The organism is Chitinophaga tropicalis, from assembly GCF_009758205.1.
Lineage (GTDB): Bacteria > Bacteroidota > Bacteroidia > Chitinophagales > Chitinophagaceae > Chitinophaga > Chitinophaga tropicalis.
The window spans coordinates 215286-231645 of sequence record NZ_WRXN01000003.1 but is presented as its reverse complement, the minus strand read 5'-3'; the positions used below and the strand labels follow the sequence as shown (position 1 = coordinate 231645).

General features: G+C 42.7%; 11 protein-coding genes. 1 reads left to right on the top strand and 10 read right to left on the bottom strand.

Features of this window, described 5'->3' with window-relative positions:
• Nucleotides 1-39 precede the first annotated feature (39 nt).
• Nucleotides 40-2319, top strand: coding sequence for a catalase/peroxidase HPI (gene katG / locus GO493_RS09070; RefSeq protein ID WP_157305828.1), 2280 nt, complete (start codon nt 40-42; stop codon nt 2317-2319).
• A gap of 220 nt (nt 2320-2539) precedes the next feature.
• Here the strand turns inward: katG and GO493_RS09065 are convergent, their stop codons facing one another.
• The 10 genes from GO493_RS09065 to GO493_RS09020 all read right to left on the bottom strand — a co-directional run bounded on the left by GO493_RS09065 (nt 2540) and on the right by GO493_RS09020 (nt 16324).
• On the bottom strand, nt 2540-3106 hold the full coding sequence (locus tag GO493_RS09065; protein ID WP_157305827.1) for a DUF4256 domain-containing protein: 567 nt from the start codon (nt 3104-3106) through the stop codon (nt 2540-2542).
• Between the two features lie 4 nt (nt 3107-3110).
• Nucleotides 3111-3497 carry a DoxX family protein gene (locus tag GO493_RS09060; protein WP_157305826.1) on the bottom strand — a complete coding sequence of 129 codons (387 nt, stop codon included), beginning with the start codon at nt 3495-3497 and terminating at the stop codon, nt 3111-3113.
• 31 nt (nt 3498-3528) lie between these two features.
• Nucleotides 3529-4125 carry a YdeI/OmpD-associated family protein gene (locus GO493_RS09055; protein ID WP_198315652.1) on the bottom strand — a complete coding sequence of 199 codons (597 nt, stop codon included), beginning with the start codon at nt 4123-4125 and terminating at the stop codon, nt 3529-3531.
• Nucleotides 4126-4131: 6 nt separating this feature from the next.
• On the bottom strand, nt 4132-4599 hold the full coding sequence (locus GO493_RS09050; RefSeq protein ID WP_157305825.1) for an SRPBCC family protein: 468 nt from the start codon (nt 4597-4599) through the stop codon (nt 4132-4134).
• Between the two features lies 1 nt (nt 4600).
• Nucleotides 4601-4924, bottom strand: coding sequence for an ArsR/SmtB family transcription factor (locus tag GO493_RS09045; RefSeq protein ID WP_157305824.1), 324 nt, complete (start codon nt 4922-4924; stop codon nt 4601-4603).
• A 127-nt stretch (nt 4925-5051) separates the two neighbouring features.
• Nucleotides 5052-5627 (bottom strand): hypothetical protein, encoded by a 576-nt coding sequence (locus GO493_RS09040; protein WP_157305823.1) that lies wholly within the window; start codon nt 5625-5627, stop codon nt 5052-5054.
• A 636-nt stretch (nt 5628-6263) separates the two neighbouring features.
• Nucleotides 6264-6716, bottom strand: a complete 453-nt coding sequence (locus tag GO493_RS09035; protein WP_157305822.1) for a hypothetical protein — start codon at nt 6714-6716, stop codon at nt 6264-6266.
• Between the two features lie 101 nt (nt 6717-6817).
• Entirely contained in the window at nt 6818-7243 is a 426-nt protein-coding gene (locus GO493_RS09030; protein WP_157305821.1) for a hypothetical protein, read from the bottom strand.
• Between the two features lie 22 nt (nt 7244-7265).
• A complete protein-coding gene (locus GO493_RS09025; RefSeq protein WP_157305820.1) occupies nt 7266-11591 on the bottom strand; it encodes a DUF6443 domain-containing protein in 4326 nt (1441 codons plus the stop codon).
• 8 nt (nt 11592-11599) lie between these two features.
• A complete protein-coding gene (locus tag GO493_RS09020; RefSeq protein ID WP_157305819.1) occupies nt 11600-16324 on the bottom strand; it encodes a DUF5977 domain-containing protein in 4725 nt (1574 codons plus the stop codon).
• Nucleotides 16325-16360 lie beyond the last annotated feature (36 nt).

Here is a 16360-nt window from a genome sequence, read left to right as displayed (position 1 = left end):
GCAGACTTGTATCTATTCAATTACCATAAATTTCTAAAAATGGGAAAAGAATCAAACGACATCAGTAAATGCCCGTTTCATAATGGCAGTATGAAAAACAATGTTGCCGGTGGCGGCACCAGGAACCGCGACTGGTGGCCTAACCAGCTAAAGCTCAGCATCCTCCGCCAGCACTCGTCCTTATCAAACCCCATGGGTGAAGACTTTAACTATGCAGAAGCTTTTAAAAGCCTTGACCTGGAAGCAGTGAAAAAAGATCTTCACGCCCTCATGACCGACTCACAGGACTGGTGGCCGGCCGACTTCGGCCATTACGGCCCCCTCTTCATCCGCATGGCCTGGCACAGCGCAGGTACCTACCGCGTATGGGATGGACGTGGCGGCGGTGGCTCAGGCCAGCAACGCTTCGCTCCCCTCAACAGCTGGCCCGATAACGTAAGCCTTGATAAAGCCCGCAGACTGCTGTGGCCCATCAAACAAAAATATGGCAACAAGATCTCCTGGGCAGATCTCCTGATCCTCACCGGAAACGTAGCATTGGAATCAATGGGCTTTAAAACATTTGGCTTCGCCGGCGGACGTGCAGACGTGTGGGAAGCAGATGAAGACGTATACTGGGGCTCTGAAAACACCTGGCTGGGGGGCGACATCCGTTATGCAAACGGATCAGAAGGCGTAGTAGAAAATCATGGCGTACTGGTGTCTGACGATAATCCCGATGGTAATATACACTCCCGCAACCTGGAAAAACCACTCGCAGCCGTACAAATGGGACTGATCTACGTGAATCCCGAAGGCCCGGATGGCAATCCTGACCCCATAGCTGCAGCTAAAGACATTCGCGATACTTTCGGCCGCATGGCAATGAATGACGAAGAAACAGTGGCGCTGATAGCAGGCGGACACAGCTTTGGCAAGACCCACGGCGCCGCTCCTGCCACACACGTAGGCAAAGAACCGGAAGCCTCAGACCTTGAGCTGCAGGGACTTGGCTGGAGCAACAGCTATGGCTCCGGTAAAGGTGCAGATACCATTACCAGCGGACTCGAAGTTACCTGGACAAAAACACCTACTCAATGGAGCAATAACTTCTTCGAAAACCTGTTCGCTTTTGAATGGGAATTGACCAAAAGCCCAGCAGGCGCACACCAGTGGGTAGCTAAAAATGCAGAAAGCATTATTCCCGATGCGCATGACGGTTCAAAGAAACATCTGCCCACCATGCTTACGACCGACCTTTCCTTAAGGTTCGATCCGGCATATGAAAAAATATCCAGGCGCTTCCTGGAAAATCCCGATCAGTTTGCAGACGCATTTGCCCGGGCCTGGTTTAAATTAACACATCGTGATATGGGCCCCCGCTCCCGTTACCTCGGCCCCGATGTACCGGAAGAAGTACTGATCTGGCAGGATCCTGTTCCCGTAGTTGACCATGCATTAATAGATGCAAATGACATTTCAGCATTAAAGGCAAAAGTACTGGCATCCGGTCTAAGCGTATCTGAACTGGTATCCACCGCATGGGCTTCTGCTTCTACCTTCCGTGGTTCCGATAAACGCGGTGGCGCTAATGGCGCACGCATCCGCCTGGCTCCCCAGAAATACTGGAAGGTGAACAACCCCGCACAGCTGCAGAAAGTATTGGATGCACTGGAAAATATTCAGAAAGAATTCAATGCTGCACAGTCTGGCGGTAAAAAAGTCTCCCTGGCAGACCTCATCGTACTGGCTGGCGCCGCAGGCGTTGAAAAAGCAGCAAAAGACGCAGGACAAACCATCACAGTTCCTTTCGAACCCGGCCGTACAGACGCTTCACAGGACCAGACCGATGTTGAATCAGTAGGCTACCTGGAACCTGTTGCCGATGGCTTCCGTAACTATCGCAGATCACAGTCTTCAGTCGCCACAGAGGCCCTGCTGATAGATAAAGCGCAACTGCTCACACTGACAGCGCCTGAATTAACTGTGCTGGTAGGCGGCATGCGCGTACTGAACACTAACTTCAACGGTTCCCAGGACGGCGTTTTCACATCCCGCCCCGGCCAGCTCACCAACGACTTCTTTGTAAACCTGCTGGATATGAGCACCTCATGGAAAGCCATATCTGCAGACAAAGAACTCTACGAAGGTATCGAGCGCTCCACCGGTAAAGTAAAATGGACAGCCACCCGCGCAGATCTCGTATTTGGCTCTAACTCAGAACTGAGAGCCATTGCAGAAGTATACGGAAGTGCCGACGCTCAGGGCGCATTTGTGAAAGACTTCGTCGCAGCCTGGAATAAAGTGATGAACCTGGACAGGTTTGACCTGGTTAAATAAATAATAAAAAAGCCTCCTAAAAACGGAGGGCACTGAAAAAGTGCCAATAAAATCAGGGCTTGTACATTTTTATTTGTACAAGCCCTTTTCCTTTCAATATTTGAGAAATATTATACTTTTTCTAAGAAATAAGCGATTCTCAGAGCCTTTAGCTCGTGTTTTTCTTCCTGCTTTTTCTAAAGGGAACTTTTTCAGTGCCCTCTAAAAACGGAGGCTTTTTTTATACGCTTAACAATCCCCTGAATCCCCTTGCAGCATAATAAGACTCTGCGCCATTATGATATAGGAAAACATGGTCGTAACGCCGGTCACAAAAGAGAGCGCCTCCAAGTTCCCTGATGGCGGCAGGAGTTCTCACCCAGCTCGACGTTTTCATATCGAAATTCCCAAGCTCCTGCAACTCCCTGTACTGCTCTTCCGTTAAAAGCTCAATCCCCATTCCCCTGGCCATTTCAATAGCGCTATTCTGAGGCTTATGTTCCTTCCTCGACTCCAGCGCGTCCTCATCATAACAAACACTTCTGCGTCCCTTAGGGCTCTCCGCTGCACAATCACAAAAAATGTATTCGCCCGTCTTTTTATCATAGCCAATAACATCCGGCTCTCCACCAGTCATTTCCATTTCGTTGAGAGACCACATTTTCTCAGCACTACCTTCCAGCCTTGCCTGAACTTGCGCCCACTCAACACCTTTATGACGTTTCATGTTCTTCTCAAAACGGGTCTTTAATATACCAAGTAACTCTTCAGCTTGTGAAGCCGGTAACTTTCTTTTATTACTGCTCATATGCTTATTGATTAACAGGAACAAGTCTTCTGTCCGCAGGCCTGAAATACCAGGATACTACAGTCAGCGCTATTAATAACAATGAAGGGAATATATCTTTCACCGGGCCGCCCGATGCTATATGCGAGAACATGGCGCCTGACATGGCAAAGAAAAAGCCCGCATAGGCCCATTCCTTCACTAAGGGGAACTTAGGGATAAGCACTGCCACAACTCCTAAAAATTTCCAGATGCTCAGTATTGTCAGAAAATAAAGAGGATAGCCCAAACGTGTAATAACATCCACTTCATCTTTCATTTTGAGGAACTGCACTATCCCGGTAGATACCATTCCCAGTGCAAGCCAGAGAGTGGCAATCCAATAAATAATTTTATTTCTTTTTCCTGACATGTTCTTGGTTTTATAGGTTATTTAATGAATACTAGTCTTCTAATCCTTTTCCATCAAGGATCTGCGGCACATATTTCTCAATCCTTGATATACGGGTTTTCGCTTGTTTGGCTGATGAAAAATAAAGGAGATATCCTCTCTGACGTCCTGGCGTTAATCCTTCAAAAGCGGTTTTCAAGGCAGGGTCCTTATCTAATTTTTCCCGGAACTCTTCAGGCATATCAAACTCTTTCGTCTTTTTAAATACCACTTCCAGGCCGGATTTCTCTATTTCAATAGCTTCGAAAACATAGGCTTTCAGGATAGATTCCATCTTCGTTATTTCCCGTAGACTGGTAAACCGTATCTGCCTTGCTGCCTGCACATTCTCCGTCTGTTGTACCAGGATACTGTTAGGATCAGGTAATAAAGCGCCTTTGAAAAACAGCAATGCACAGTATTCCTTAAAACCATGTATTAAAACAATATTTCCTCCCTGGTACGCATAACAGGGAACACCCCACTTCAATTCTTCGGTCAGTCCACAGTCAAGAACTATCATCCTCAGTTTCTCAAATTCTTCCTGCCACTTTTCCGATCTGTCCAAAAACGCATCAACCTTAGGATTCATGAAAACATTCTTTGCCATAGTACATTATTTTAGTTTGCTTACTACTTCCTGCAAACGGTTATGTGCCATATTGATGCCCTGTTTGAAAGGTAACTTCAGCATCTGGTCCCTGAGAGCAACAGACCTGTACACTATATGCATAGTGAGCTTGCTGGTATCCTCAGTAAGTGGTTCAAATTCCAGGAACTCAAGCTGCACATCGAAAGGAGCATTTCCCATTTCAAATGTCCGGGTTATCTTCCTGTTCGGCACAAATTCATGATATACCCCATTTGCCTGGAATACCACATTCCCGTTAGGATCGCTCGTTTCAAACTGCCAGCCGCCATGCTTTTTATTCTCCAGCTTCACCACTTTCGTTCCCATCCATTGCTCTACGATCTCCGGCTCTTCATATGCTTTAAAAAGTAACTCCAATGGCAGATCAAATTCCCTCGTTATCACCAGGTCATGTTTACCCTCCTCAGCATTAATTTTGGTTTTCAGTTCCATACTATTTTCTAGGTTTGTAGTTCTTCATAATAGCTTCCAGCTTGTTAAACCTGTCATCCCACATTTTGCGGAACGGCTCAATAAAATCGGCTACTTCTTTCATTTTTTTTGCATTTATGTGATAGTAGATTTCCCTTCCGTTTTGCTCCTGCGCAAGTAATTCACACTCAATAAGTATCTGCAGATGTTTAGATACTGTTGGCCTTGCCGTATCAAAGTTCGCGGCAATGGCGCCGGCCGTCATGGAATGTGAGGCCACCAACAGAAGTATGGCCCTTCTTGTCGGGTCTGCTATAGCTTGAAATACATCTCTCCTTAAATTCATTATGTAGCTATTTGACTACAAATATATGTGTAGTCATTTAACTACACAAATTTTTCTTTTGTGCAGGGCCTGGTCCTACATACATATGTATTACACGTAAAAAAATTTTTAGTTCAGGGGAATAAGCTCACTTCATTTTCCGGTCAATCTTGTCCTTCGTGGAAGCAAGGAGGCTGATAGCCTGCTGCAAACGGTCATACGCCAGGCTGGCATCCAGCGCCATATCCTTCTTACTTACCTCAAGGCCTGACAGAAAAGCCTCCAGGTATGACAGGAACCGGGCGCCATCGCTATTCAATACATTATAGATCTGGTCGTTCAGACGGTCTCCTTCCGCCCTTAATTCGTTATTGGTAAGATCAGTAACACCCCGCATCTGCCCAATGATCTCCCCCATCTGTGTCTTCAGTAATTCCAGGTTTTTCTCGTCTTTTTTACCCGGGGCAACATTCTTCCGGTAAATGCTGTCAGAAAGGTTCTTCCTGATCTTAAAGTAAATGGTGATATCCCGTTTAAGCGCTTCTATATTACGGCTAAGCTCCTTCCCTTTATCACGGGTAAAGTATTTATCTACATTCGCATCCAGGTGCTTGATCCAGTTCAGCAAATTCGCAGAAACATCCACCACAGGTGCAGATTGCGCAGAAACATATGTTGCAGACAACAGGATGATAAAGAGAAATAAAAGACGGCGGAGCATCATTTTTTTATCTGAATATAAGAAATACCGTGCAGAATGAGAAAAGAGTACAAATATTGCTCCCCCAGGCAGGGTTGGACTGTATTAATCAGGGAGATAGCCGATGATCTGTATCCGGAAGCAGAAAAAATAAAATAATATTTTAATGATTAAGGATTCCGAGAGATAAACCAATAATATGTAAAATCAATAGTCCGGTAACATTTTCCTCAGCACAACAATAAGCATCGTGCCAATAATCAGCATTTTTAACACGAACAACTTCATTACGCCTATGCATCGATGTTTTAACAAACTATTCAATTCTCCATTCTTGAGCCAAAAGCAAAAAAGCATTAGAGAAAGTATGCCGAATACTATTCTTAATGTCTTTAAGCAGGACGATTCATCTAGCCTGCTTTCTATATTAGCATTCTTCTAAAATGAGCACTTCGGAATTTTAAACATGCTCTTATACCGATTTAATATTTAAACAGTTTTTAAGATAATGGCCTTTTTGAAATATTCAGCCCTTATATACTCTAGCTAGAGAAGACAGAGAAGGAAATAATCCCCTGCTGTCTTCTCGATTTGACCTAACTGTTGAAACAAATGGGATAGTTACAAATAATGACTATCTGTAATCAATAGAGGATGTCTTCAATTAGACACCTCTTTTTTTTTCTCATTTACATCTTCCACGATTTTTGTCAGCGTCTGCCAATCCCAACCGCTAAAAACAGAGGAAATAGAAACAAGAAGTTCATTATCAATAAAAAGTTTAAAAACATCTCTTTTCCCGAACCTACCTGCAGATTCTTTTTCAATTAGAACCTCTAATTCGGATAATTCACATTTATAAGTATCAATTATGAAGAACCATCGATTGGTTTCAATAGTTACGGCTGATTGCTCAGGTATTATTGAAATACTTTTTAAACTGTTACGAGATGCTTGTAGTACTATTAGGACTAAGTTGATCCCTAATAGGTATGAAGCTGTTGGCAAGCGATGGCCCAGCGAAACTGATAAACCAATAATGAAAATAAGAAGGACATTAAATAAAGCCCAATAGATAAAAAAAGTGCGTTTTTTCCTCTGGTATACTATCATCTGTAATAATGACGCAAATACTATCTGTCCGCTTAGCCATCAAAGCAGACTCTCAAAAGCAATTTAAATTGGGTAGTGTATACTCCACAATGAATTCTTAATTAAAGCATATTAGGTGGCAAACATTTTCTTCTTATGAAGTCTGAGAGAAGCCTATTTACATAAAATGCGTTTGTTTTTTTATCAACAAAAATCCCAAATCTATTCATACAATATTCATATTGCCAATGCTCGAATTCAAATCTAACTATTGCTCTTACATCAATCGGCTTTTCATTAGATCTGATAAATCTACGGCTGGAAATAAACAAAGTATTTAATTCTTTACTATTAAGAATCTCAATCGTATCAAGGGTATTCTTGAACGTTGCTCGGAAATATTCGCAATTGACCCCTTCTGAAGTTGTAGTCATGAAATCTTCAAACTCTATTATAACCCTTTTAAGTCTATTTTTTTGAGTTTGACTGTATCCAACTACTGGTGGAATCAAAAAAATACCTAATAGCATGCATATTAAAACTTTCATTTCTTTATTTTGTAAGATACATTTATTTTTTTTTCTTCTTAGGTGCCGTTATATTAACACCGCCAAGGTTATAGTAAGGATTAATGATAGCGCCTCTATTTAATCTTGGATCATTGACAATAGTTTGCTGTTGAAACGTATGAGTCCTTCTGGTTGTTTGATCGCTTCTTATTTCATGCAGGCCTCTAGCGGTCCGTTGTTCAGTGCCTTCGATAACACGTTTCTCCTCTTTATTTTCATATTGTTCATCTGGTGTGACTTGCCGTCTTGCAAATGCTACCGGATCTGCATCATATGATGCCGCATGACCCAATTCATGGTTCAATACCGTTGTAGGAGACAACTCAGCCCCTATTTCGCTTATTTTGCCGTTTGAAGGATTCCAATATATAGTTCCTCCATTTCCTCCAACAATATTTCCTTTTTCATCGCGGACAAAATTGCTTTGGAAAGCAGAATTTGTCCCATCGAATTCTTTAACTACGTATTCTTGCTTCGAAAAGAACAATTGTGCGAGTTCCTTTCCTTGGCCATTAACAATTAAATGAATAGCTGCAAGCGCGAATGCTTGCTGGAACTGCTTTGATGTCGATTTATCGAAGATTATTGTGTCACCTAACGGATCGAAATTGCTTATTGGATTATTTTCCATCATAGCATAAGGAGACATTTCAACATTGGGTTTAGGATCAATTTGCCACCATCTTCCAATTTGAGGTCCTAGTGTTCGATAAAAAGCATCATATTGATTCATATCAAGTTCGGTTGTATGTTCAATACCATTGAATTTTAACCGATTTTCAAAATAGTCTTCCCCCTTCAACGCATTCGCACTTATCCCCGCCATCGTCAACCCAAACGGATAATAATGCGTCTCTTCCAACAACGGCCCACTATTATGCACAACAACCAGATTATCAAAAAACACATCCTCCCCACTCTCATTACTGGTGTAAATATATAAAAATCCGCTTTTTTTGATCACAGCTTTATCAGCAGACAATGTCTGCAGCTCATCCGGGCTTCCCTGTACCTGTCTAACCCCGCTATTCTCACTAACCATCTGGAACTGATCATCAAACAGCGCAAAATTGAGATATGCTTTCGGCTTATTACTCAGATTCTGGGAAGGATCAGCCGCTTTTAACGCCGTGTAATCACTACTTGTAAAGTTGTTGGCAATAGGAGAGTTGCTTCCGGTGGCAGCATGGGCACCATCACTTACATCACCACCACTAAAAGCCGAAACAATCGCTGCCAGCATATTATCCGGAGTGGTATTGGATGTACTGGTTCCTGTGCTCTTATAAAACGCTTTTACCCCTAGCTGGATAGTATCTCCTGCCATTACCCTCAGCACAAGAGACGACCCTATTTTAGCCCCATTCACAGCATTCAGACGGGATACATACGCATTAGGATTAGTAGTCGCATCGGCTGGATAGCCTGACGGCAGAGCAGAACGGGTGGCATCTATATTACTGAACAAGGCATTTTCCTTATCTGTAGCAGCCGTTTCCATAGTAGCTGCGTAAACACTGGTATCTGTCTGAGTGCCTAAGACAACCCTGATATTGCCGAGGTGGTCCTTCTCAAAATAGTCATAGGCATAATGTACCGGCTGACCGGATTTATACACTGGCCGAATACGGCCTTCTTCATGACCAGTAAATTCAAGCGTATCCTGCCGGTATACAAAACCTGCCACGTAATCAGTAACAGTTGTTTTAGAAGGAGTTACAGTATTATCAATTACCGTTTTCTTCAGCTTATTACCTGCCGCGTCATATTGATAGCTAATGATGCCTTTACCGGTGATAGTAATCTGCACAGGCAGGTTTAAGTGATTGTAAATAATAGCGCTGATCCCCTTATTCTGATCACTTACCAGGTTACCATTTACATCATAGTTATAATCATCCCCTGTATTAGTACCATTATTAAAATCACCCAGCTTGGCCGTAGCTGTATTGCTGGGATCGGCTACTGCCAGCAACTTGTTACTACTGGCCTGGTAAGAATAGTTAAGCTGATCAACAGTAGCGATACTGGTGCCAACCATACCTTTCTGCGTCATGGAATTAATATTGCCATTGGCATCATACAGTAGGTTACTCACTGAAAAATCTACTTTATCCTTCGTCCAGGCAGTACTTCCACTATTCTGTTGAGTGAAATCAGCCACTGTAAGACGGTTTACCTTATCATAGTTGTAGCCATAAGCCCGGCTGATACCATCACTTCCACTTTTCCATTTAATACCGGATATATTCCCGTTAAACTGTTTGGCAATAAATCCTTGGTCATAGTTCAACTCCTGCCCAAACCAGTTAAAAGTACTGTTAGGAGTGTTCACAAAGGCCTTATTGATACCAGATACCCAACCACGGATATTATAACTATATGTTACAGTATCCAGCTGAGTGCTGGCTCCCGTTACTCCCAGGCGCTTCTGCTTTAATTGCCCCAGTTCATCATAGCTATTAACAGCTACGATCTGTTCTGCTTCCTCATTAATTTTCTTCTTTACCTGAACCAGCCTGCCGCCGGCATCATATAAATTAGTTGTCAGCACCTTGATCTCTGGTGTCAGCATACTTCGGGGATTCTTATGACTTATATAAGTGCTCAGCACTTTCCCGCTAAAATCATAAAGACTGGTAGCCACATCACGACCACCAACACTATTTTCACTCACTACCTGGATAGTACGTCCTTTATCATTGTAATATGAACTGGTAGTTAACCATTGATCTGTTCCCAGAACACGCACTTTTGAACCGGTCACCAGCCCGCTGGTCATACTACTGGGCGTGCCCGGTAATACTTCTGCATAAGGGTTACCGCCAGCCTGCGGCTTACTGATATCACCGCTTTCAAAAGGAAGTTTGCCTGTATAATTGTAATTATCGTAATAGGTATATGTCAGTGGTGTCATATCTGCTGAAGATATACCCGGCAGGGGATTGGTTGCCATTATTGTTGTTGATCCCGATGTACCACCCGGTTGAATATTTGCATCAAAAGTTGCTCCTTCTCCTGAATCGAATCTCCCTGAAAAATTTACACTGTTTGTAGCGATAAACTGACTTTCTCCTGCATATTGACTAACATACAGGTCCGGTTGAACAGGAAAAGCATAAGTGATGGTCTCGCTGGTGGAAGTAGCAGTATTCATACTCTGTTGCAGCGTTTCCCTGGTGCTGGATGATTTGTATATGGCCGTCATAACAGGACGGTTCAGCTCATCATAAAACGTAACCAGCCATTCAGGTGTGGACTTGGAACGCTGTACAGCATCCTGCGTAAATACTAACCTGTCCCGTACATCATATACCATATGAACAGGCCCGGCACCGGGCACCTGCTTTACTATCATCCTGTTACGATTGTCATATTGATAGCTGAAACAAAGTTCCGTTGCAACATCATTGCCTATTGTCCAGTTACCCGCAATCAATTGTACCGCTTTGGGAGGGATCACAAATACAAGATTTCCCAGGTCATCATACACATAATATGTACATAACCATCCTACATGTGCAGCGCCGGGAGAATCAGCCACCTGAGATTTCTTAAGGACCACTTTCCCCTCTTTGTTTTTATATTCAATTACCTGATTCCCAGCTTCATCAATTGTAACGTTTTTGTATAGTTGATTTCCAGCATATGTACCGGTGCTTGTTGGAACAGAGGCATTCACTTTCCATACGCGAACAGAATCTGTTGAAGTATTGGAAAGGAATTGATTGATAACTGGTTTATTACCACCCTCCAACGCCCAGCTATTTCCCGGAGCGTAAGTCTTTAATATCCTGTTCAGCGGAGAGGGTTCATATTCCACCTGGCTGTAATAAATCTTCTCTCCCGCAACACCAGGATTGAGATTATTATCCTGGTAAAAGGCTTGTTGCGCCGCAAACGGATCAGTTTTGAACTTACCATCATTATTATTTCCAACCTGCTGAACATAAGGCAAATACTTATATTTTTCCCTCCCATAGGCGTCATATATCACTGGTGCCACAACATCCCGTCCCTCGGGACTGATAGCCTTCTGCACTGTCTGCAACGGCCGGCCAAGACCATCAAAATACTGTGTGCCTTGTTTTACTTCAGATAATGTACGGCTGTCAGATACCACAATACTAATATCTGAAGTGGGCATACTGGGCTCCCAGGTCCGGATATAATTAAGGGTAGATCCGGTGTAAGCAGAAGGAAGAGCTACTGCTGTCGCGGAAGTATTTCCAGTTGTAACAGGAACGTTCTGCGCAGAAATATCTCTGCTACCAAACGTACAGAGAATCAATATAGAAAAGATAGATTTTGTTACTTTGGGCATCATGGGATTGACTATTTATAAACTTCAATTATAACACGGGAAGACACAGTCCATGTCTTACTTCCGGTTACAGTTTGCTCTGTTCCATTTACAGTTGCCTTAAACTGCTGCATACCTTCCAGTTTTACAGTATAAGTGCCATTTGAAACGGATACCTTAAATGGCAATGCAGGGGCGCCTAATTCTTTAAATGTCTGCTGGAACAAAACAGTACCATTAGGAAGCGATATAGTTGCCGTAAACGGATTAACACCCGCATTAAGACGTTCTGATATAAATACATTGGCGCTGTTATCGTCAATACAGGAACCGTTTGTATTTGCATAATTCTGACCTTTGGCATTGATATCATTCTGCGCTAAAGCATTTGCAGCAGCCTGACTTGTAGCAGAAGAGTATCTGTCCGCAGGGACAGAATAAACAATTGCCGCTCCTGTATAGCCCCAGCTACAGTTATTCCTGGTAAAAGACTGATTCATCGCCACATTGTAAAAAAGGCAGGTGCCATTTGTATTAGCGTAGTTCTGTCCATTATCATTGATATCCTGTTGTGCCTTGGCATTAGCATCTGCTTTACTTATGCTAGAGGTATATTTACCTGCTGCGACGTTATAAATCATAACAGATCCCCGGGCACCATTAGTACACACAGTTGTAAAAGAGCCATTTATCGCATCATTTGAATAAGTACATGTAGCATTGACGTTTGCATAATCCTGCCCGGAATTATTGACATCCGCAAGCGCCAGGCTATCTGCAATAGCCTGACTTTCCGCAGATCTGTATCTTCCTGCTTCTACTGTGTATGTCACAGTGGCGGGTACGGCTCCCGATTCACAGTTATTCCTGGTAAAAGAGCCGGAAGCCGCACTATTGCTGAATATACAGGAGCCATATGTATTTGCATATTGCTGCCCATTGGCAGTTATATCTGCCTGTGCTTTATTATCGGCATCTTCCTGGCTGATATAGGAAAAATATTTTTCAGCTGGAACTACATATGTAACGACTGCAGCCGTTCCGGCAGAGCAGTTATTCTTTGTAAAGTCCTGCCTTTTTTCAACATTAAAGAAAGTAGAAATGCTATTTTCTTTAACAGGATTAACATATTCATAATCAGTTCTCTTTAAAATATTCCTGTCAACATCTCGTATGTTAACAAGCCTGTTGAACCCGTCATATTCATATAAGGCAATCTCATTATTCTCACCACCCTTAGCTATCATTCCAACCAGCGGGTCATAAGTAAAGGTAGACATCCTGGAATTCTGAGGATATAGCCTCATCTCGTCTATGCCGGTAGTTCCGCTGATTGTAACTGTTGCATTACCGGATGGTAGTAAGTGCTGATAATATGTCCAGCCTCCGGCTGTACGGCCAACCGTGCCGGCACTTCCGTTAGCCATGGCGGAGCCGCCATTTGACCAATAGGAGATAATGTAGCTTAAAGATTGATCAAGACCAGATTTTGTAATATTTCCATTGCTTAAATTATAATAATAATTTCCTGTGAAAGCATTTCCGGCTGTACGTAACCCAGCCAGCTGCCAGTTGCCATTTCCAGTCGATTCAAACCCTGAATACGCAATATTACCAGAAACTGCATTACTTACTTTTGCAATTGGAAGACTGTTAGCATGATCATAGATAAATGAACCGGTTATGCCACTACGTTCCTTATATTGAAGAATATTACCGGCTTCATCATATTGTTGGATAACAGCTTGTTCCTCAAGTGGATTGCCATTTAAAGCTGTTTCCAGGCGTCGTGGAGCAATTAATGACGACGAAACTGATTCATAGTTTATTTTCTTCCTGGTAAGTTCCCTGGTATCATTCTTTACCACCTTTTCCTCAACTACAGAACTGATCATATTACGAGCCACCATTTCACTGTAGGGATCAGTTACTCCACTGTTAACCAGCTCATGGGGATAAGTATAATAAGTTGTAAGAACATCTCCCTCACTATCACTGGTTTCTGTCCGGCTAACGGAAAGATGTTTATTATTGTCATAGTAATACCTGGTCAGGTTTGTCAGACTATCTCCACTCAGCATGTCATATGTCGTTTCTTCTGTAGATACTTTTTGCACCCATGAAGTTACAAGGTTATAAAATCCATAACCATAATCATATTCGAAGTGCTCTGTAGTCGGTATCGGCTCACCATTTATTTCAGTGAAGCAAGGATAAATAACTGATCTCAGTTTCTTTACACGAAGCCCTTTCAGCCTCTTGTAAAGCCTTGAGGTGTCGCCATCATTAAAGGCATATTCATCCTTTATGCTGGAAACGATCTTATAACCATTTGCAGCTCTTGCATAAACAGTTTTCTGAGACAGCAATCCCCGTTTATAACTATAATCATTTACCGGTATGGAAGTGGTTAAAGACTGAATATCGCCGCTGCTCCAGTATGAGTGATCAAAGTAATAGTCATTGGTTGAATCGGGTGCAAAGAGAAACTCGTATTTGGTATAGCCATTATCTATGCCTTCATTGTTAACGCTGTACTCCCGTACGGTACCATAACCAACACTGGAACCCTGGTTAACTCCCAGAATGGCCTGGCTGGAGCTTGTCGTCTCTTTATATATTGCGAAATCAGTCATGCATGGCCCTATTCCCGTTTTGCTTTCATAGGAGGCTACATCCTGGCCATAATAGTGAAGATATTTAGGATAAGTTAAGATATTGCCGGTTCCATACTGAAAGAGTCGTGTTGTCACCGGGAGAGGACTCTGATTGTCATAATTCGTAATAGTCTTGATACGTAAACCGCCTGCAACCGGGTCCGGCTGTGTTGTGCCTGGTACCTGTACATATCTTTGGAAATACATGTCTGCATAAATCGCGGCTTTCGTTGAGTTATCATCCGGACATCTGAATCCTGAACAGGTATTGTCGGTAGTCAAACGATACGTGCCCGCTGTTAGCGGCACCGTAATAGGCGCTATAGAAAAATCAAAAGTGCCATCGGTATTGGCCGGTATGTTTCCTCCCGGAAATTGGTCATAGGCATTCCATTCCTGTTGAAGTACATAATTGCCATCTCCATTCAGGCGCTCAAGCCGTATGTAAGGAAGCCATCCTTCCAGCTTCGAATTCGGACGACTATAATTTGCATAGCGGATAGAAATGTTTGAACCATTTTGCGCAAATGGAACATCGAAGGTTACAATACTATCATGTGCAATTGGAACTTTATAATTATAGGTAGAAGCATAAGCTCTTCCAGTACCTATTTCCGTAGTGGGAGCATTGGGAATTGATCCTGCCTGATAACGGTGCAACTCATAGTCAAAATCAGTGTAACCACCAGTAGGATATTTAATACGCCTGAGTGTTCCGGATTTAGCGGCAGATTCATTCGGTTCTCTGTTAGCAGATGTAGGAGTTTGCATCACAGAACTATTAGGCAATAAATTATTGTTCGCCGAAGCGTTAAAAAAGCCCCAATGATCCTGGGAATTAGAGAACCTGGATGGCAATCCTGTATAATAGTAGAAACTATGTAATTGCTTTTCTGTTCTTTCCCTGTTAAAATCTGACAGGGAATCCAGGTAATATCTGTCACCTTTATAAGAATATTGCAAAACAGTTTTCTTTATAGCTTTCCCGGTTTCTGAAGCTGTAACAAGGATGCTATCTAGTAATAGCCCTTGTGAAAGATCCTGTCTGGCGGTACCTGCAAAGAATCTCACTTCCCCTTGTGCCCAACTGATCGAAGAAAGCAGCCCCTTACCACGGGTAATATGCCGGGTATTCATTGGGTCACTGTTAGGAGTACCATTGTAACAGACATTCTTTAAATGAAGAATTTCTTCCCAGGTCTGGTTATTGGCAGGATATCCTCCTGGTTTCACATGAAATTCCTTTATTGACTGAGTACTTTTCATTGTATAAGCCTCAGATTTGTCGGCATATTGTAACTTAATGGTATCACTTTTATCGTTTGATACAATACGTGTGAGATACCATGCATTATCCTCGAAGTTTGCAGATGCAGGTGACTCTGTATTAATTACTTCAGATTGTTCTATACCACCTGAGACGCCATCTGATGAGCCAAATGTATAGGTCGTGCCATTTTCATCTACAATTTCCCAGATATTCAGGGCATTAGGATCAGAAAGTGGATTCCGGGTAAGTTTGAGTACATTTGCAGGAATACAGCGAAAATTACCTTGCTCATCGAAAAAAAACTTGCCAGATCTGCCGTTGAAATTGAAGAAATAAACATCCGGCTCTGTATCTATATCACCTTCTGCAACTTTCCTCAAAAAAACGAAGTCGTTTATGTCTGTAAAAGTATAGGAAGACTTGAAATATTTACCCTCACGCAGACGGGTATAAAAGCCATTCACTTCATTATCAGCCTTCCCTACAATTGTTTTTGTTATAACGCCACCAGCGTTTAATGTCCAGCCAACACCCGTCCATCCGCTGATTTCTTCAATTTTCACACCGGACGCATGATACGACAAGGATATAGGAAGAGACAGTTTGCGGCTTTTAACCTCATATACAGGTATCGAAATATCCGGTACGCCAGTATAATAACTTACCGGCCATTCCCCGAATTTTCCCAATGAGGCAGCAGTAGGAGAAGGCGGCACCACTTCCGGAATAAATCCATTACTTAAACTCCCGGGATTTGCCTGTCCGTTTGCATAATTGCAGAATGAAAAGCAGAACCCCATTATCATAGTCAAAGACAGTTGGTACTTCATGAAGAATTCTTTGTATTTGTCCACTCTTTTGTCATT